The following is a 16,189-nucleotide window of genomic DNA, read 5'->3' on the forward strand; positions in this document are numbered from 1 at the left end:
AACAGGAAGCTAGACCCAGCTTTTGATTCCAACAAAAGCGAACAGGGTCTAGCCCTTGGGCGGAACCGGCGGATCGTTGTCGGCCACTTCGGTCAGCGATCCGCCCAGCTTCTCGCACTCGCCCGCCTCGGTGAACTTCCAGGCATTGCCCTGATAGTCGACGTTCGACGTGCCCGCGCAGCTGGTGCCGGGCCCGGCGGCGCAGTCGTTCTGCTTGGCGAGCGCGATACCATAGCATTTTTCCTGCGCGGCCAATTCGGTCGCCGCCTTTTCGATCGCCTTGCTGCTGGTCTGCTCGGCCTCGGCCGGCTTGTCCTGCGAACAGGCCGCGAGCGAGGCCGCAGCGATCAGCGCCGAGGCAAGAGCGGTGAGGCTTGGGCTGTGCGACATGGCGGGGGCTTTCCTGTGGCGTTGCATCCGGCGCTATCGCTGACACAGGCCCGCCGAGTCGTCAAACCCCTCAAACCCCCAAAACCCTCAAACCTTTGCTCCGCGCGGCCAAAGCCGCTAGAGCGCGCCGCCATGACCGAGACCCAGCCCAGATTCGCCTTTTCGATCACCGCGCGCGACGGCAAGGCCCGGCTGGGCGAGCTCGCGATGAAGCGCGGTGCCATCCGCACGCCCGCGTTCATGCCCGTGGGTACCGCGGCGACCGTGAAGGGCATGAAGCCTGCCGAGGTGCGCGAGCTCGGTGCGGACATCATCCTGGGCAATACCTACCATCTGATGCTGCGCCCTGGCGCCGAACGCGTTGCCCGGCTCGGCGGGCTGCACAAGTTCATGGACTGGCCGCGCCCGATCCTGACCGACAGCGGCGGTTATCAGGTGATGAGCCTTTCGGCGCTGACCAAGGTGACCGAGGAGGGCGTCGCCTTTCGCAGCCATCTCGATGGATCAAAGCACATGCTGAGCCCCGAACGCTCGATGGAGATCCAGCGGCTGCTGGGGTCGGATATCGTGATGGCGTTCGACGAGCTGGTGCCCGCGACGGCGACGCGCGATGTCCAGGCCGCCGCGATGGAGCGATCGATGCGTTGGGCGCGCCGTTCGCGCGAGGGCTTCGACAGCGGCGGCGATCATGCCGAGCGCGCGGCCTTGTTCGGCATCCAGCAGGGCTCGCTCGACGAACAGCTGCGCCAGCAATCCGCCGATGCGCTGCGCGACATCGGCTTTGATGGTTATGCCATCGGCGGGCTTGCGGTGGGCGAGGGGCAAGAGGCGATGTTCGGCGTGCTCGATTATGCCCCCGGCCAGCTGCCCGAGGATCGCCCGCGCTATCTGATGGGCGTGGGCAAGCCTGACGATTTGGTCGGCGCGGTCGAGCGCGGCGTCGACATGTTCGACTGCGTGCTGCCGACGCGGTCGGGCCGCAACGGCCAGGCGTTCACCTGGGACGGGCCGATCAACATCCGCAATGCGCGGCATGCCGAGGACCAGGGACCATTGGACGAGGCTTGCGGCTGCACCGCCTGCACCCGGTTCAGCCGCGCCTATCTGCATCATCTCGTCAAATCGGGCGAGATGCTGGGCGCGATGCTGATGACCGAGCACAATCTGCGCTTTTACCAAGACCTCATGGCAGCGATGCGCGCGGCGATCGGCGAGGGGCGGATGACGCGGTTCGGTGAGGATTTCCGCGCGCGCTATTACGCGAAGGGTGGCTGATTCGTCATTCCCGCGAACGCGGGAATCCCGCTTCTGCACCAGCGCCGGATGACAAGCGGGACCCCCGCCCTCGCGGGGGTGACGAGCTATCCTATACTGGCCTAAGCCCGTGCGGGCACGAACACCGGCACCGCGATCGCGATGCACTCGAATGCGGTATCGCGCTCCAGCGGTGCACGCAGTTGGCGGGCAAGGCCGGTCATCACGCGGTCGATGCCATCGCCCAGCATTTCCTCCAGCGCCGGATTGGGGCCAAGCGCGGGCGAAGCGACGCGCAGCACGATCTTGGCCGGATCGTCGCTCTTGCGCACCGCCGAGATGCGGATCGGCGCGTCTGGCCGGGTCAGGTGGATCAGCTCGAGGATCTCGGTCAGCAGAAACGCGATCGGCACGCCGACATCCTGGCTGACATGGACATTGTCGATATCGATCATGATATCGGGGCCATCGCCGCCATGCACATTGTCGGCATGTTCGAAACTGCCCGCAAGCTCGCCAACCAGCGCGCGCAGATTGATGCCCTCGTTGCGCTCGTTGCCGGCAAAATGGTTGCGATGGACGACCGCCAGCGCATCGACGCGGCGCTGGATCTTGCCATAGGCGAGCTTTGCCGGATCGGAATCCGCGGTGCGGGCATGCAGGTTGATCAGGCTGGCGATGATCTGCAGGTTGTTCTTCACGCGGTGATGCACTTCGCGCGTCAGCAGGACCTGCTGCTTCAGACCCTCGTCCAGCGCCTCGCGGTCCACCGACACCTTGTGCGCCAGCGCGACAAAGCCCTGGTCCAGCTCCTCGATCTCGCTGGCATTGAACGCGGCCCTGTCCATCGGCGCCATCTGTTCGCCGATCTCGTACTGGCGCACCTTGCGCTGCAGCAGCGTCAGCGGGCGGATCAGCATGATGTTGACCACCAGCCAGCCGATGATCGCCGCTGCCAGCAGGGTTATGAACGGAATGATCTGGGCCAGGAATTCGGGCGGCGACTGTTTCGGCCGGACATAGCGCAGGTCCAGATTGATGCCCGCCACCATGCGCCGCGCGGTCATCAGTGCATTCAGGCTGCGCTGCCAGTTCGGGGGAATTTCCGTGAGCGGCAGCACATCGTCGCGCGAGCGCAGCTCGAATTGCGAAAGCGGAACGTCATCCACCGGATCGGCCAGTGCAAAAAGGCTGTCGGACGAGTAATAGGCGGCGGCGCGCGCCACCGAGACCCGGCCCCGGGTGACGAAGATCGCGCCCTTGGCGGGTATAGCCAGCGTGACGCGCGGCGGAGCGGGATCTGCGCCCACCTCGCGCAATACGCGCGGTACCGCGCCGATCTGGCACGCCGGCGGTCCCGCATTGTTGGCATAGAGCAGGGCGGCAAAGCGCGTCTGCTTGGCCCCCAGCTGCTCGCGAAGGTTGAGGCAGATCTTGGCCGGATCTTCGCCGAGCGCGATTTGCGAGGCAGCGGCGCTGAGGATGGCAAGATCGTTGTCGATGGCCGAGTTGAGCCGCAGTGCGGCATCGTCGACATTCTTCTGGAGCAGGCGGCTGCGCTCCTCGTTCGCCGTGTCGGCAAGACTGCGATTGGCGACAACTGCGCCGAGTGCCAGGGGCAAAAGGGCAATGGCAAGAATGAGGAAAAGGCGGGTGCCGATCGACAGGCGCGTGATCGGCGCCATAAACGGGAACTTCGCCCGGTCTGCCTTGCGCATTATTTCAACTGCTTGAGCAAATCCAGAAAGTCGTCCGGGATTTCCTCCTCAAGCGTGCGCTGATAGACCGACTTCAGCGCATCCCCGATAAGGTGGGTCTTGCCGTCGTCGCCACCGGGTTGATCGGCCGCGGCCGGATCACCCGGCGCCGGATTTTCGCTTACCAGATGCGGCTTGGTGCCGGCGCGGCCCTTCACAGGCTTGTCGCCGCCGGACTGATCGTCATTGTCACGATGCACGAGCATCCCATCCCGCCTGTTGAAATTCCGTCCCGAAATGGGCTTAGCAAGCCGTCCCAACCCTGCCAAGCCCGCAAAATCGTGCGGGATTGTGCATAAACGTCTCGGACTAGGAAACAAACTGCGGCGCGGATTGTTCCTTAGCCGAGGTTCGGTTTGTCTGCTTTCACATCCGGCATCCCTTTGCGCCCCCGGTTTTGACACGGGGGGCGGAAGGCCATAGACACGGCGCCAGCCGATAAAGGAGTTTCATTGCATGTCCCTGGGCCAGACGCTCGCTCCCCATCTACCCCTGTTGCGGCGCTACAGCCGAGCGCTCGCCGGCGATCAGCATCATGGCGATGCCTATGTGAAGGCGACGCTTCAGGCCATCATCGCCGCGCCCGATCAGTTTCCGAGCGATGTCGATGCCCGTCTGGGTCTGTACCGCGTGTTCCAGGTGATCTGGGGGTCGACGCATGACGACCGCGAGGAAGCCGACAGCTTCGATGCCTATCCCGACGCCGATGACGATTCACGTCGACTGCTCGCCGAGCAGCGTCTGCGCCGCATTCCGCCGCTGTCGCGCCAGGCGCTGCTGCTGACCGCGATGGAGGGTTTCTCGAACGCCGACACCGCCTATCTGATGGGCCTGGACGATCGTACCGTCTCCAGCCTGGTCAGCGAGGCCCTCAGCGAGATCGACAGCCAGATCAAGGCCAAGGTTCTCATCATCGAGGACGAGCCGATCATCGCGATGGATATCGAGACGATCGTGCGCGACCTCGGCCATGACGTGACCGGCATCGCCGTCACCCGCGACGAGGCGGTCGAGCAGGCCCGCCGCGACAAGCCCGGCCTGGTGCTCGCCGACATCCAGCTCGCCGACGACAGCTCGGGCATCGATGCCGTCGCCGACATCCTGCGCGAGATCGACGTGCCCGTCATCTTCATCACCGCCTTTCCCGAGCGCCTGCTCACCGGCGAGCGTCCGGAACCGGCCTTCCTGATCACCAAGCCGTTCCACCGCAACACCGTGCGCGCGGCGATCAGCCAGGCATTGTTCTTCTTCGATCCCGAAACGGTGTGATCGCGAATTTATATCCATTTTGGATGTATTTTGATGCGATGTTAAAAGGCGGGCCGGTGGTCCGCCTTTTTCTTTGCGATCAACAGATCACGCTTGCCCCCTGCTTGTAATCACGGCAATTTTTGTCACGATCGAGTTTGGGGAGTGGATCTGTGATGCGTTTTTCTATCCGGGCGGCTGGCATCCTTGCCAGTCTGATGACAGCGTCGACGTCAGCGATTCTGTCAGCGCAAAGTGGGGATGCCTCCCCATCGACCGACATGGCTGAACAGTTCGGCGCCCGCGAAATGGTGACCAATGCCAGTCTTTCGCCCGACGGCACCAAGCTGGTCTATCTTTCACCGACCCGTGGACAGGGTGTCGCCGTCATGGTGGCCGACCTGGTGCCAACCCCGCAGACACCGCGGGGCGTCTTCCGGGTCGACGGTGAGCCGGAGCGCATCGAATCCTGCCATTGGTCGGGCAACGATCGGCTCGTCTGCATGCTCATCGCATCGGTAATGCTGGAGGGCAGGCCGCTTTATGCCTCGCGCCTGATCGCGGTCGATGCGGCCGGAGGTGAGGTCAAGGTTATCAATGTCCGCAAGGGCGGTACGGGCATGCGCCTCGGCGTGGCTCTGAGCGGCGGCAATGTCATCGACTGGAACCCGTCCGAAGATGGCAACATTCTGATGGTGCGCGAATATATTCCGCAGGAGGCGGTCAGTTCTTCCGGCTCCGGCACGCTGATCGCACAGAAGAAATCCGGCACCGGAGTCGATCTGGTCGATACGCGCACCCTGCGCAGCAAGATTGTCGAGCAACCCGATCTCGAAGCCATGGAGTTCATCTCCGACGGTTATGGAAGGGTGCGGATCAAGGGCACGATGTCCTCGCGCGAGAATGCCGAACTGGGCTTGCGCCGCTATTATTATCGCAAGCCCGACAGCAAGGACTGGCTGCCATTGAGCACCGTGGACAAGAATCGGCAGGGCTTCGATCCGTATGCAGTCGACCCCAAGCTGAACGTTGTCTACGGCCTGAACCGCGTGGACGGGCGGCTGGCGGCTTTTCGGCGCTCGCTCGATGGCACCGATGCCGAGACACTGGTGTTCGCGCACCCGGAGGTCGATGTCAGCGGTTTTGCTCGGATCGGTCGGCGCGGGCGCGTGATTGGCGTGCGTTACACGACCGATGCCGGTGAAATTCACTATATCGATCCCGATGTACAGAAAATGGTCGATCAACTCGCCAAGGCGATTCCGCATCTGCCGATCGTCGAGGTGGTCGAATCGAGCGAGGATGAGCGCAAGATGCTGATCTGGGCGGGCAGCGACACCAATGCCGGCCGCTTCTTCCTGTTCGACCGGGATGCCAAGACGCTGGCCAATCTGCTCGCGATGCGGCCGGGCCTGGAACAGGTAGCGCTCGGCAAGATGCAGTCGATAACCTATCCGGCCCGCGACGGAACCCAGATACCGGCTTATCTGACGCTTCCCCCGGGCAAGACCAGCGCGTCAGGGCTGCCTGTAGTGGTGATGCCGCATGGCGGGCCGGAGGCGCGCGACAGTTGGGGATTCGATTGGCTGCCCCAGTTCTTTGCCCAGCGCGGCTATGCGGTGCTGCAACCCAATTTCCGCGGATCTGCGGGCTATGGCCAGAGCTGGCTCAAACGCAACGCATTCCAGGACTGGCAGCTTGCCATCGGCGATATCAACGATGGCGCCCACTGGCTGACCAGGCAGGGCGCTGACGCAAAACGCATGGCCATTTTCGGCTGGTCCTATGGCGGCTATGCCGCTCTGCAGTCCAATGTGCTCGAGCCGGACCTGTTCAAGGCGGTCGTCGCGGTCGCGCCGGTGACCGACCTCGCCCTGCTGCGCAGCGACAGCTATGGCTGGGGCGACTATGCCTATGTCCGCGATTTGCTGGGCGAAGGCAAACATATCAAGGAAGGCTCGCCCGCACAGAACGCAGCGGCGTTCAAGGCACCCGTGCTGATGTTCCATGGCGATATCGACCGCAATGTCGACGTGGGGCATGCCAAACTCATGGACGCGAAGCTGAAGGATGCTGGGCGCAGCTCAGAGCTGCACATCTACAAGAACCGCGACCATTATCTGGAAGATGGCGAAATCCGCGCCGAGCTGCTGCGCACCAGCGCCGCGTTCATGGAAAAGGCCTTTGCCGGCCAATGAAGCAACAAAAAAGGCGGGCTTTGCGGCCCGCCTTTTTCGTATCTGTTTCGGTGATGAACCGGATCAGCGCGAATAGAATTCGACGACCAGATTGGGTTCCATCTTCACCGGATAGGGCACTTCGTCCAGCGTCGGAATGCGGGTGAAGGTGACCTTGTCGGTGCCGTCGGGAGCGACATAATCGGGGATGTCGCGCTCGGCCAGGCCCTGGGCTTCGATGACCAGCGCCATTTCCTGCGCCTTCTTGCCCAGCGACACGACGTCACCCGGCTTCACCTTGCGCGAAGCGATGTTGCACTTCACGCCGTTGACGCGGATGTGGCCGTGGCTGACGATTTGGCGCGCAGCGAAGATGGTCGGCGCGAACTTGGCGCGATAGACGACCATGTCGAGGCGCTGTTCCAGCAGACCGATCAGGTTCTGGCTGGTGTCGCCCTTCATGCGGCTGGCTTCGGTGTAGTTCTTCTTGAACTGCTTCTCGGTGATTTCGCCGTAATAGCCCTTGAGCTTCTGCTTCGCGCGGAGCTGCAGGCCAAAGTCGGACATCTTGCCCTTGCGGCGCTGGCCGTGCTGGCCGGGGCCGTATTCGCGCTTGTTGACCGGCGACTTGGGGCGACCCCAGATGTTCTCGCCCATGCGGCGGTCGAGCTTGTACTTTGCACTGTTGCGTTTGGACACGCGTCATTCTCCAATTTGCTGCCTGTTGCCAGGCGAGGCCGCTGCCCTGTGCTGCGGCCAGATGTCCCGGGATCGCGCCATGGTGCCAAGAATGCGCCATGCGGCCGCTGCTTCACCGGGGTGCAGGGCCAATTGCGAAGCGCGGCCTATGACGAAGGTCGCTGCGAGAGTCAAGTCGCGCCGCGCGCTCGACAGGCGCGGCAGGCGCGGCTATCGCAAGGCCATGTCAGAAACTGTCAAAGCACCGGAAGACTGCGCGACCATGGCCGAGGTGCGCGCGGGCGTCGATGCGCTCGACCGCGAGCTCATCGAACTGTTCGCGCGGCGTTTCAGCTATATGCGCGCCGCCGCCCGGATCAAGCCCGACCGCTCGATGGTCCGCGACGAGGCGCGCAAGGCGCAAGTGATCGCCCAGGCCAAGGCTGCGGCGTTCGAGCTCGGCGTGCCCGTCGGCCTGATCGGCGATTTCTGGGACCGGCTGGTCGAAGCCTCGATCGCCTATGAGGGCGAGCATTGGGAGTTGCTGCGGCGCTGAATCGGCGGGTATGAGCGTTCAGCCCATCGCCTCGACCATTTCCGCGAGTTCCAGCCAGCGCATTTCTGCGGCGTCCTTCTCGTCGCGCGCCTTTTCGATCGCCCTGGTCAGCGCGGCGAATTTCGCCGGATCTCGGGTGTAAAGATCGGGGTCGGACAAGGCCGCCTCGTCGCGCGCGATCGCTGCCTCGATCGCCTCGATCCGCTCGGGCAACGTGTCATAATCGCGCTGGTCCTTGTAGCTGAGCTTCGCACGCTGCGGTTTCGGCGGGGGAGGGGGCGCAGCAGCGGCGGCGGCAGCGGCTGCCTTGGACGCGCCTGACTTGACCCAGTTCGCCATGCGCTGCTTGCGCTGCTTTTCCCAGTCGGCATAGCCGCCTGCGACCACATCGACCGTGCCCGATCCGTCGAGCCCCAACGTCACTGTAACGGTGCGATCGAGAAAGTCGCGGTCATGGCTGACGATCAGCACGGTGCCGTCATAATCCGAAATTACCTCCTGCAGCAGGTCGAGCGTTTCCAGATCGAGATCGTTGGTCGGCTCGTCGAGCACCAGCAGGTTCGAGGCGCGGGCGAATTCGCGCGCCAGCAGCAGGCGCGAGCGCTCGCCGCCCGAAAGCGTTCCGATGCGTGCCTCGACCAGCCCGGGGTCGAACAGGAATTCCTTGAGATAGCCCTGGATGTGCTTGCGCACCCCGCGCACGTCGATCCAGTCGCCGCCCTCGGCCAGCACGTCGCGCACGCGCTTTTCGGGCTGCATCAGCTTGCGTTGCTGGTCGATGATGACGCCGTCGAGCGTCTTGGCGAGCGTGATCGTGCCGCTATCGGGCTCCAGCTCGCCCGTGAGCAGGCGGATCAGCGTGGTCTTGCCCGCGCCGTTGGAACCGACGATGCCGATGCGGTCGCCGCGCTGCACCCGCAGCGAAAAGTCCTTGATGATCGTGCGCTTCGCCTCGCCCTCGCCGAAGCTCTTGAAAACGCGGTCGGCGACGATCACCGACTTGGTCTTGCTGTTGTCGCTCACCGCCTCCAGCTTGGCTGTGCCTTGCGGACCGAGCATAGAGGCGCGTTGCGCGCGCATCTCCCACAGCTTGGCGAGGCGCCCCTGGTTGCGCTTGCGCCGTGCGGTGACGCCGCGCTCCAGCCAGTGCGCCTCGATCTTCAGCTTGGCATCGAGCTTGTCGGCGGCGCGCGCCTCTTCGGCATAGACCTGCTCCATCCAGGCCTCATAGCCGCCAAAGCCGATTTCCTGGCGACGCAGATTGCCGCGGTCGAGCCAAAGCGTCTGGCGGGTCAGCCGCTCGAGGAACGTGCGGTCATGGCTGATGACGACGAACGCGCCGTTGAAGCGGCCCAGCCAACTTTCGAGCCAGTCGATCGCGGCCAGGTCGAGATGGTTGGTCGGCTCGTCGAGCAGCAGCACATCGGGTTCGCTTGCCAAGGCGCGGCAGATGGCGGCGCGGCGGCGCTCGCCGCCGCTGGCGGTGGCAGCGTCGCGTGACAGGTCGATGCCGATCTGGTCGGCGATCGCGGCGACCTCGTGCGCGGGCGGGGCGTCGTCTCCGGCCAATGCCCAGTCGTTCAGCGTCGCAAAGCCCTTGAAGTCCGGGTCCTGCGCCAGCATCACCACGCGCACGCCCGGCTGCACGGTGCGGCGTCCGCGATCGGCCTCGATCTCGCCCGCGATCAGCCGCAGCATTGTTGTCTTGCCTGCCCCGTTGCGGCCGATCAGCGCCAGCCGGTCGCGCGGGCCGATATGCAGGTTGATATCGCGGAACAGCCAGCCGGTGCCCTGCACCAGGCCAAGGTCTTCGTACGAAAGGACGGGGGGAGTGGACATGCCCGCCACTTAGGCGGGGGCGGGGCAGGGCGCAATCCCCGCACTGTGCAGCATATCCGGCTTGACCGCAGGCGCAGCGCGGGCGCAAGACGCAGGGAAAATCGCCGAGAAAGGGTCGCGCATGCGTACGGTTTACATCAACGGCCAGTTCGTCGCGGAGGATGCAGCGCATGTCTCGATCTTCGATCGCGGGCTGCTGTTTGCCGATGCGGTGTACGAGGTCTTCTCGGTGCTCGACGGGCGGGTCATCGATTATGCCGCACACATGATGCGGCTCGAGCGCTCGCTCGCCGAGATGACGATCGACTATGACTGCAGCGCGGCAGACTGGCCGGGCATCGTCGCGACCCTGATCGAGCGCAACGCGCTGACCGAGGGGACGATCTATCTCCAGATCAGCCGCGGCGCGGCGGATCGCGATTTCCTCTTCCCCAAGCCGGGCACGCCGGCGACGGTGTTCGCCTTTACCCAGGCCCGCGCGCTGGTCACCAACCCGATGGCCGCGCGGGGCATGCGCATCATCACCCGGCCCGATCGGCGCTGGGGGCGGCGCGACATCAAGACGGTGCAGCTGCTCTATGCCAGCATGATGAAGATGGAGGCCAGGGCGGCGGGCGTTGACGACGTCTGGCTGGTGGAAGGCGATGTCGTCACCGAGGGCACATCGCAGAACGCGTGCATCATCACCCCGAACGGGCATCTGGTGACGCGCGATCTGGGGCACCACATCCTGCCCGGCGTCACGCGCCTCAGCCTGATCGACATCGCGCGGGAAAGCGGCATCACCGTGGAGGAGCGGCCGTTCACGATTCCCGAGGCGCAGGGCGCGGCAGAAGCGTTTGTCACCTCCGCGTCGCTGTTCGTGATGCCGGTGGTCGAGATCGACGGGCTGAGCGTCGGTGACGGGCGTCCGGGCATGGAGACGCTGGCGCTGCGCAAGGCTTATATCGACCACGCCCGCGCGCAGGGTTGAGCAATCACGAGCCTGTCAGGCGTCTGACCTTTCCGTTCAGGCTGCGGCAAAGCGTTTCATTTCATAGCCAGGCCGTTCTCCGGCGAAAGCCGGGGTCCAGGCACGGGGCCGCCCGTGCAACCGCCTCTGGGTTCCGGCGTTCGCCGGAACACGTTGAACACATCTGGAGAAATTCCCCATGACCACCCCGCTCGTCCGCGCTCTTCCCCTTGCGATCCTCGCAGCAGCGGCGACCCCCGCCATGGCGGCTGTCGAGATCACCCCCAGCGCCGGTGCGCCGATCGTCGAACTGAGCGTCACCGAAACCGTGCTCGGTGCGCCCGATACCGCGACGTTCAGCACCGGCGTGACCAGCAAGGCCCCGACCGCGTCCGCCGCGCTGCGCCAGAACTCTGCGGACATGGACAAGGTCATCAGGCAGATCGTTGCGCTCGGCATCAAGCGCGAGGACATCCAGACCTCGGGCATCAACCTCAACATGGACTATGAATATGGGACCGATGGCCGTGCGCCGCGCTTCATCGGTTACCAGGTGACCAACACGGTCACAGTCAAGGTGCGCCAGGTCGACCGGCTGGGGGCGATCCTCGATTCGGTGGTCTCGCAGGGTGCGAACAACATTTCCGGCCCGTATTTCAGCATCGACGATGACAGCGCCGCGCAGGCCGAGGCGCGCGACAAGGCGATGAAGCGCGCGCAGATGCAGGCGATGGATTATGCCAAGCGCGTCGGATTCACCGGCGTGCAGGTGCTCGCGGTGTCGGAAGCGACCTACAATGCCTCGCCGTTCGGTGGCGCCGAAATGAAGGTGCGTGCCATGCCGGGGATCGTTGCGGCAGCCCCACCCATCGAGGGCGGCCAGGTGGGCACGAGCGTCACCGTCAACGTGACCTATCAGATGACGCGCTGACGATTATCGCACCAGCTTAACCCGTCACCCTCGCGTACGCGGGGGTCCCGCTTCGTCGCCGACCTTGGCTGAGAAGCGGGATTCCCGCGTTCGCGGGAATGACGGGGGGAGGGCAGGCAAGAGGTCGCGAAGCACTGGCCAAAGGCTGCACAAGGCGTTAGCGGGATATTCAGCGGTTATTCAATGAAACCGGGCTAGATACGCATCATGAACCTGCTCACCTCCACCCTGTCTGCACTGGCGCTGGCTTCGGTCGCTCTGGCCTCCAGCGCGCCCCAGGCCGATGCGCTCGATGGCAAGCGGCGGGGCGAGCAGAGCGAGGCGCGCGAGCAGTTCATGGCCGGGCAGGTCAAGTCGCTGCGCGAGATCGAGGGCCGCATCCTCCCCCGGATGCGCGGGATGCAGTATCTGGGACCGGAATATGACGCCGATACACAGGTTTACCGGCTGAAGTTCCTCGACAATGGCAGGGTGATCTTTGTCGATGTTGATGCCCGCACCGGCGCGATCCTGCGCCAGGCCGGTTGAGCCTGTCCGGGCGCGGCTTCTTACCTTGTAACCCCTGTTCATTTCCCCGATATGGGGAGCTTTCCATAAGGGCGGCGACCGTCGTCCGGCATTGCACCCGAATTCCAGGAGTTGCCCATGCGCATTCTGATCGTCGAGGATGAACCCACCCTTGGCAAACAGCTCAAGTCCACGCTGGAGGCGACCGGCTATGCGGTGGACCTGTCCACCGATGGCGAGGACGGCCATTTCATGGGATCGACCGAGGATTATGACGCGGTCATCCTCGACCTCGGCCTGCCCGAGATCGACGGCCTGACCGTGCTCGGCATGTGGCGCAAGGAAGGCCGCACCTTCCCGGTGCTGGTGCTCACCGCGCGCGACAGCTGGTCGGACAAGGTCGCAGGGCTCGATGCTGGCGCGGACGACTATCTCGCCAAACCCTTCCAGACCGAAGAGCTGATCGCCCGGCTGCGCGCGCTGATCCGCCGCGCCTCGGGCAATGCCTCGAGCGAGCTGATCGCAGGCGATGTCCGGCTCGACACGCGCTCGGGCAAGGTGTCATTGAACGGCGAGCCGGTGAAGCTCACCGCGCAGGAATACAAACTGCTGTCGTATCTGCTCCACCACAAGGGCAAGGTCATCAGCCGTACCGAGCTGATCGAGCATATCTACGATCAGGATTTCGACCGCGATTCCAACACGATCGAGGTGTTTGTTACGCGCATCCGCAAGAAGCTGGGCCCTGATGTGATCACCACGATCCGCGGCCTGGGCTACAGCCTTGAAGATCCTGCCGAGCGTGTCAGCAGCTGAAGCCCTGCAGCCGGGCGCGGCAGACCAGGTCACCGCGCCCGCGCCGCTGCCCAATACCGGGTCGCTCAGCCGCCGCATGATCGGCATCGCGGCGGCATGGATCTTCGTGCTGCTGCTGAGCGGTGGCCTCGCGCTCGACCGCATCCTGACCAACACCATCACCACCAGCTTCGACGACCAGCTCGAATATGTGCTGACCGCGATGATCTCCTCGGCGGAGATCGGCCCCGACGGCGAGGTGTTTTTCAACCGCCCGCTCGGCGACCAGCGCTTTCTGGAGCCCAATAGCGGGCTCTACTGGCAGATCAGCGGCCAGGGCCATGCCGATTTCACCTCGCGTTCGCTGTGGGACCGCGCGCTGAAGATCGAGACCGATCATAGCGACGCGCAGCCGCATATCTATGACAGCGACCAGTTTCCCGATCACGAGCTGCGCATCATCGAACAGTCGATCTACCTGCCCGGCTCCCGGGTGCGCTGGCGCTTCATGGTGGCGCAGTCGCGCGAGGAGATGGACCTGCAGCTGCGCGAGCTTCGCCAGACGCTCGGTTACAGCTTCGCGCTGCTCGCGCTGGGGCTGATCATCATGGCGGGGCTGCAGACGCTCTATGGCCTCTGGCCGCTGCGCAAGGTGCGCGAGGCCATTCAGGCGATGCGCACGGGCCGCATGGACCGGGTGCGCGATCCGATGCCGATCGAGGTGATGCCTATGGTCGAGGAGCTGAACGCGCTGCTCGAGCATAACGAGAAACAGGCCGAAGAGGCGCGGCGGCACGCAGGCAATCTGGCGCATGCGCTCAAGACGCCGCTGACCGTGGTGATGAACAGCGCCACCGCGCGCGCCGATGATCTCGCCGATACCGTGATCCGCGAGGCGGCGGTGATGCGGCGGCAGGTCGACCATCATCTCGCCCGCGCGCGCGCCGTCGGACGGCGCGGCCAGGCGCTGGCGCGCGCGAACGTGTGGGAAAGCGCGCAGGCGGTCGAGCGCGCGGTGGTGCGGCTCTATCCGCACGTCCGCTGCGACCTCGATGGCAGCAAGACAGCAGAGGTCGCGATCGAGCGCCAGGATCTCGAGGAAATGCTCGGTAACCTGGTTGAAAACGCAGGAAAATATGGCGGCGGGAGCGTGTTCGTCACCATCGATCCCAAGGGGGCGACCGATCCGAAGCTGGTCGATATCTGGATCGAGGACGACGGCACCGGCATTCCCGAAAAGGAGCGCGAGCGCATCTTCGATCGCGGCGCGCGGCTCGATACCGGCAAGCCGGGTACGGGGCTCGGCCTCGCGATCGTGCGTGATGTCGCGGAAATCTATGGCGGCAAGGTCGAACTCGACGAGAGCGAGGATCTGGGCGGGTTGCTGGTTCGGCTCCGGCTGCCGCGCGCGCTCTAACTGTAGGTCGCGCCGGCGAAATACAGCCCGTCGGGCGGGGCGTTGAAACCCAGTGCGGCGCGGTCGCGGGCCTCGAGCGCAGCCTTCAGGTCATTCCCCGTCCACTTTCCGCGCCCGACCAGCACCAGACAGCCGACCATCGATCGCACCTGATGGTGGAGGAACGAGCGCGCGGCGGCGTGGATGTCGATCTCGTCGCCATCGCGGATCACGTCGAGCCGGTCGAGCGTCTTGACCGGGCTCGCGGCCTGGCAGTGCACCGAGCGGAAGGTGGTGAAATCGTGGTGCCCGACCAGATGCTGCGCGGCGGCGTGCATCGCGGGCACGTCAAGCGGCGCGGACACCTGCCACGCCTTGCCACGTTCGAGCGTCAGCGGCGCGCGGCGGTTGGTGATGCGGTAGATATAGGACCGGCCGGTGCAGCTGAATCGCGCGTGCCAGTCATCGGGCACGATCTCGCAGGCGAGCACTGCGATGGGCTGCGGTCTGAGTTTCGCGTTCAGCGCCTCCATCAGCCGGAACGGCTCGATGCGCTTGGCGATATCGACATGCGCGCGCATCGCGAGGGCATGGACGCCGGCATCGGTGCGGCCGGCCGCATGCATGATGACCTCTTCTCCGGTAATCGCGGCCACCGCTTCCTCGACATGCTGCTGCACGCTGGGGCCATGCGCCTGGCGCTGCAGTCCCATGAACGGGCCGCCGTCATATTCCAGCGTCAGGGCAAAGCGGGTCATGCGATGACCGTGCCCGGGGCGACGACAAAACCGCGCAGGAAGTCCTCGATCGGCATCGCGGGACGACCGGCTCGCTGGATGATCGTCGGGCGTATCGCGCCTTCGGCACAGGCGATGGTGAGCTGGTCGTCGAGGATCGTGCCGGGTTCGGCACTGCCTGCGATCATCTCGGCGGCATGCACCCGCAGCCGCTCGCCTTTCAGCTCGAAAAACGCGCCGGGCATCGGGTTGAACGCACGCACCTGGCGTTCGACCTGTGCGGCGCTCTGCGAAACATCGAGCCGCGCCTCGGCCTTGTCGATCTTGGCGGCATAGGTCACGCCTTCGTCCGGCTGGACCACCGGCGGATAGGCGGCAAGATCGCCCAGCACCTGCACCATCAGCTGCGCGCCGAGCTCGGCAATTTCCTGGGTGAGCACACCTGCCGTCTTACCCGAAACGGGGGTCTCGCCCTTGAGCAGCATCGGCCCGGTATCGAGCCCGGCCTCCATCTGCATGATCGTGACGCCCGTAAACTCATCTCCGGCGAGGATCGCGCGCTGCACCGGCGCGGCCCCGCGCCACCGCGGCAGCAGCGATCCGTGCACGTTGAGGCACCCATGACGCGGCGCATCGAGCACCGCGCGCGGCAGGATCAGGCCATAGGCTGCGACCACGCACGCATCGAGCTCGAGCGCGGCGAAAGCGGCCTGCTCGTCTTCGCCCTTGAGCGAGACGGGCGTGCGCACCTCCAGCCCCAGCTCCTCGGCCAGCTGGTGCACGGGCGAGGGGGTCAGCTTCTTGCCACGATGCGCCGGGCGCGGCGGCTGGCTGTAGACCGCAGCGATTTCGTGCCCGGCCTCCACTAGCGCGCGCAGGGTCGGCACGGCAAAATCGGGGGTTCCCATGAAGGCGAGGCGCATGACGGACTTTTCTTTTGCTTGGGGCGATGCGGCTCCGTAAAGCTCAGGC

At 64.9% G+C, this 16,189-nt stretch carries 16 protein-coding genes; 9 read left to right on the forward strand and 7 right to left on the reverse strand.

Going from position 1 to position 16,189, the window contains the following annotated elements; genetic code table 11:
* Nucleotides 1–48: 48 nt before the first annotated feature.
* On the reverse strand, nt 49–390 hold the full coding sequence (locus FG486_RS11215) for a BufA1 family periplasmic bufferin-type metallophore (RefSeq protein WP_060977462.1): 342 nt from the start codon (nt 388–390) through the stop codon (nt 49–51).
* Between the two features lie 132 nt (nt 391–522).
* Here FG486_RS11215 and tgt point away from each other — a divergent pair, with 132 nt between their 5' ends.
* Nucleotides 523–1,665 carry a tRNA guanosine(34) transglycosylase Tgt gene (gene tgt, locus FG486_RS11220; protein WP_181267543.1) on the forward strand — a complete coding sequence of 381 codons (1,143 nt, stop codon included), beginning with the start codon at nt 523–525 and terminating at the stop codon, nt 1,663–1,665.
* Nucleotides 1,666–1,766: 101 nt separating this feature from the next.
* Here tgt and FG486_RS11225 read toward each other — a convergent pair whose 3' ends face one another.
* Both FG486_RS11225 and FG486_RS11230 read right to left on the reverse strand, forming a co-directional pair.
* Nucleotides 1,767–3,362 (reverse strand): sensor histidine kinase, encoded by a 1,596-nt coding sequence (locus FG486_RS11225; protein ID WP_181267544.1) that lies wholly within the window; start codon nt 3,360–3,362, stop codon nt 1,767–1,769.
* Nucleotides 3,362–3,607 carry a NepR family anti-sigma factor gene (locus FG486_RS11230; protein WP_181267545.1) on the reverse strand — a complete coding sequence of 82 codons (246 nt, stop codon included), beginning with the start codon at nt 3,605–3,607 and terminating at the stop codon, nt 3,362–3,364. Before FG486_RS11230 ends, FG486_RS11225 begins: the two co-directional genes overlap by 1 nt.
* A 250-nt stretch (nt 3,608–3,857) precedes the next feature.
* On the opposite strand from FG486_RS11230, the gene FG486_RS11235 reads away from it, so the two are divergent.
* Nucleotides 3,858–4,670, forward strand: coding sequence for a response regulator (locus tag FG486_RS11235; RefSeq protein ID WP_060977458.1), 813 nt, complete (start codon nt 3,858–3,860; stop codon nt 4,668–4,670).
* 260 nt (nt 4,671–4,930) lie between these two features.
* Nucleotides 4,931–6,847, forward strand: a complete 1,917-nt coding sequence (locus tag FG486_RS11240; protein WP_181267546.1) for an alpha/beta hydrolase family protein — start codon at nt 4,931–4,933, stop codon at nt 6,845–6,847.
* A 63-nt stretch (nt 6,848–6,910) separates the two neighbouring features.
* On the opposite strand, the gene rpsD is transcribed toward FG486_RS11240, so the two are convergent.
* On the reverse strand, nt 6,911–7,525 hold the full coding sequence (gene rpsD / locus FG486_RS11245) for a 30S ribosomal protein S4 (protein ID WP_023836510.1): 615 nt from the start codon (nt 7,523–7,525) through the stop codon (nt 6,911–6,913).
* A 223-nt stretch (nt 7,526–7,748) separates the two neighbouring features.
* Between rpsD and FG486_RS11250 the strand changes: the two genes are divergently transcribed.
* Nucleotides 7,749–8,060 (forward strand): chorismate mutase, encoded by a 312-nt coding sequence (locus tag FG486_RS11250; RefSeq protein ID WP_181267975.1) that lies wholly within the window; start codon nt 7,749–7,751, stop codon nt 8,058–8,060.
* 18 nt (nt 8,061–8,078) lie between these two features.
* On the opposite strand, the gene FG486_RS11255 is transcribed toward FG486_RS11250, so the two are convergent.
* Complete coding sequence (locus FG486_RS11255) at nt 8,079–9,899, reverse strand: ABC-F family ATP-binding cassette domain-containing protein (protein WP_181267547.1); 1,821 nt, start codon at nt 9,897–9,899, stop codon at nt 8,079–8,081.
* A 121-nt stretch (nt 9,900–10,020) separates the two neighbouring features.
* On the opposite strand from FG486_RS11255, the gene FG486_RS11260 reads away from it, so the two are divergent.
* The 5 genes from FG486_RS11260 to FG486_RS11280 all read left to right on the forward strand — a co-directional run bounded on the left by FG486_RS11260 (nt 10,021) and on the right by FG486_RS11280 (nt 14,501).
* The gene (locus FG486_RS11260) at nt 10,021–10,872 is read left to right on the forward strand and encodes a D-amino-acid transaminase (RefSeq protein ID WP_181267548.1); all 852 of its coding nucleotides are present in this window, start codon (nt 10,021–10,023) and stop codon (nt 10,870–10,872) included.
* Between the two features lie 178 nt (nt 10,873–11,050).
* A complete protein-coding gene (locus FG486_RS11265; RefSeq protein ID WP_181267549.1) occupies nt 11,051–11,782 on the forward strand; it encodes an SIMPL domain-containing protein in 732 nt (243 codons plus the stop codon).
* A gap of 207 nt (nt 11,783–11,989) precedes the next feature.
* On the forward strand, nt 11,990–12,310 hold the full coding sequence (locus tag FG486_RS11270; RefSeq protein ID WP_137775299.1) for a PepSY domain-containing protein: 321 nt from the start codon (nt 11,990–11,992) through the stop codon (nt 12,308–12,310).
* Nucleotides 12,311–12,427: 117 nt separating this feature from the next.
* Nucleotides 12,428–13,105, forward strand: coding sequence for a response regulator transcription factor (locus FG486_RS11275; protein WP_060977605.1), 678 nt, complete (start codon nt 12,428–12,430; stop codon nt 13,103–13,105).
* 76 nt (nt 13,106–13,181) lie between these two features.
* Nucleotides 13,182–14,501, forward strand: a complete 1,320-nt coding sequence (locus FG486_RS11280) for a sensor histidine kinase (RefSeq protein WP_181267976.1) — start codon at nt 13,182–13,184, stop codon at nt 14,499–14,501.
* Here the strand turns inward: FG486_RS11280 and truA are convergent.
* On the reverse strand, nt 14,498–15,238 hold the full coding sequence (gene truA / locus FG486_RS11285; RefSeq protein ID WP_181267550.1) for a tRNA pseudouridine(38-40) synthase TruA: 741 nt from the start codon (nt 15,236–15,238) through the stop codon (nt 14,498–14,500). The genes FG486_RS11280 and truA overlap by 4 nt on opposite strands.
* Complete coding sequence (gene fmt, locus FG486_RS11290; RefSeq protein ID WP_181267551.1) at nt 15,235–16,140, reverse strand: methionyl-tRNA formyltransferase; 906 nt, start codon at nt 16,138–16,140, stop codon at nt 15,235–15,237. The genes truA and fmt overlap by 4 nt, the downstream gene beginning before the upstream one ends.
* Nucleotides 16,141–16,189: the final 49 nt, after the last annotated feature.

Origin of the sequence: Blastomonas ursincola (assembly GCF_013607875.1) — a bacterium.
GTDB classification, from domain to species: domain Bacteria; phylum Pseudomonadota; class Alphaproteobacteria; order Sphingomonadales; family Sphingomonadaceae; genus Blastomonas; species Blastomonas ursincola.

Bases quoted from the DNA above. Each gene is read 5' to 3' on its own strand.
- FG486_RS11215 (WP_060977462.1), bottom strand. From the start codon at position 390: ATGTCGCACAGCCCAAGCCTCACCGCTCTTGCCTCGGCGCTGATCGCT.
- tgt (WP_181267543.1), top strand. From the start codon at position 523: ATGACCGAGACCCAGCCCAGATTCGCCTTTTCGATCACCGCGCGCGAC.
- FG486_RS11225 (WP_181267544.1), bottom strand. From the start codon at position 3,362: ATGCGCAAGGCAGACCGGGCGAAGTTCCCGTTTATGGCGCCGATCACG.
- FG486_RS11230 (WP_181267545.1), bottom strand. From the start codon at position 3,607: ATGCTCGTGCATCGTGACAATGACGATCAGTCCGGCGGCGACAAGCCT.
- FG486_RS11235 (WP_060977458.1), top strand. From the start codon at position 3,858: ATGTCCCTGGGCCAGACGCTCGCTCCCCATCTACCCCTGTTGCGGCGC.
- FG486_RS11240 (WP_181267546.1), top strand. From the start codon at position 4,931: ATGGCTGAACAGTTCGGCGCCCGCGAAATGGTGACCAATGCCAGTCTT.
- FG486_RS11250 (WP_181267975.1), top strand. From the start codon at position 7,749: ATGTCAGAAACTGTCAAAGCACCGGAAGACTGCGCGACCATGGCCGAG.
- FG486_RS11255 (WP_181267547.1), bottom strand. From the start codon at position 9,899: ATGTCCACTCCCCCCGTCCTTTCGTACGAAGACCTTGGCCTGGTGCAG.
- FG486_RS11260 (WP_181267548.1), top strand. From the start codon at position 10,021: ATGCGTACGGTTTACATCAACGGCCAGTTCGTCGCGGAGGATGCAGCG.
- FG486_RS11265 (WP_181267549.1), top strand. From the start codon at position 11,051: ATGACCACCCCGCTCGTCCGCGCTCTTCCCCTTGCGATCCTCGCAGCA.
- FG486_RS11270 (WP_137775299.1), top strand. From the start codon at position 11,990: ATGAACCTGCTCACCTCCACCCTGTCTGCACTGGCGCTGGCTTCGGTC.
- FG486_RS11275 (WP_060977605.1), top strand. From the start codon at position 12,428: ATGCGCATTCTGATCGTCGAGGATGAACCCACCCTTGGCAAACAGCTC.
- FG486_RS11280 (WP_181267976.1), top strand. From the start codon at position 13,182: ATGATCGGCATCGCGGCGGCATGGATCTTCGTGCTGCTGCTGAGCGGT.
- truA (WP_181267550.1), bottom strand. From the start codon at position 15,238: ATGACCCGCTTTGCCCTGACGCTGGAATATGACGGCGGCCCGTTCATG.
- fmt (WP_181267551.1), bottom strand. From the start codon at position 16,140: ATGCGCCTCGCCTTCATGGGAACCCCCGATTTTGCCGTGCCGACCCTG.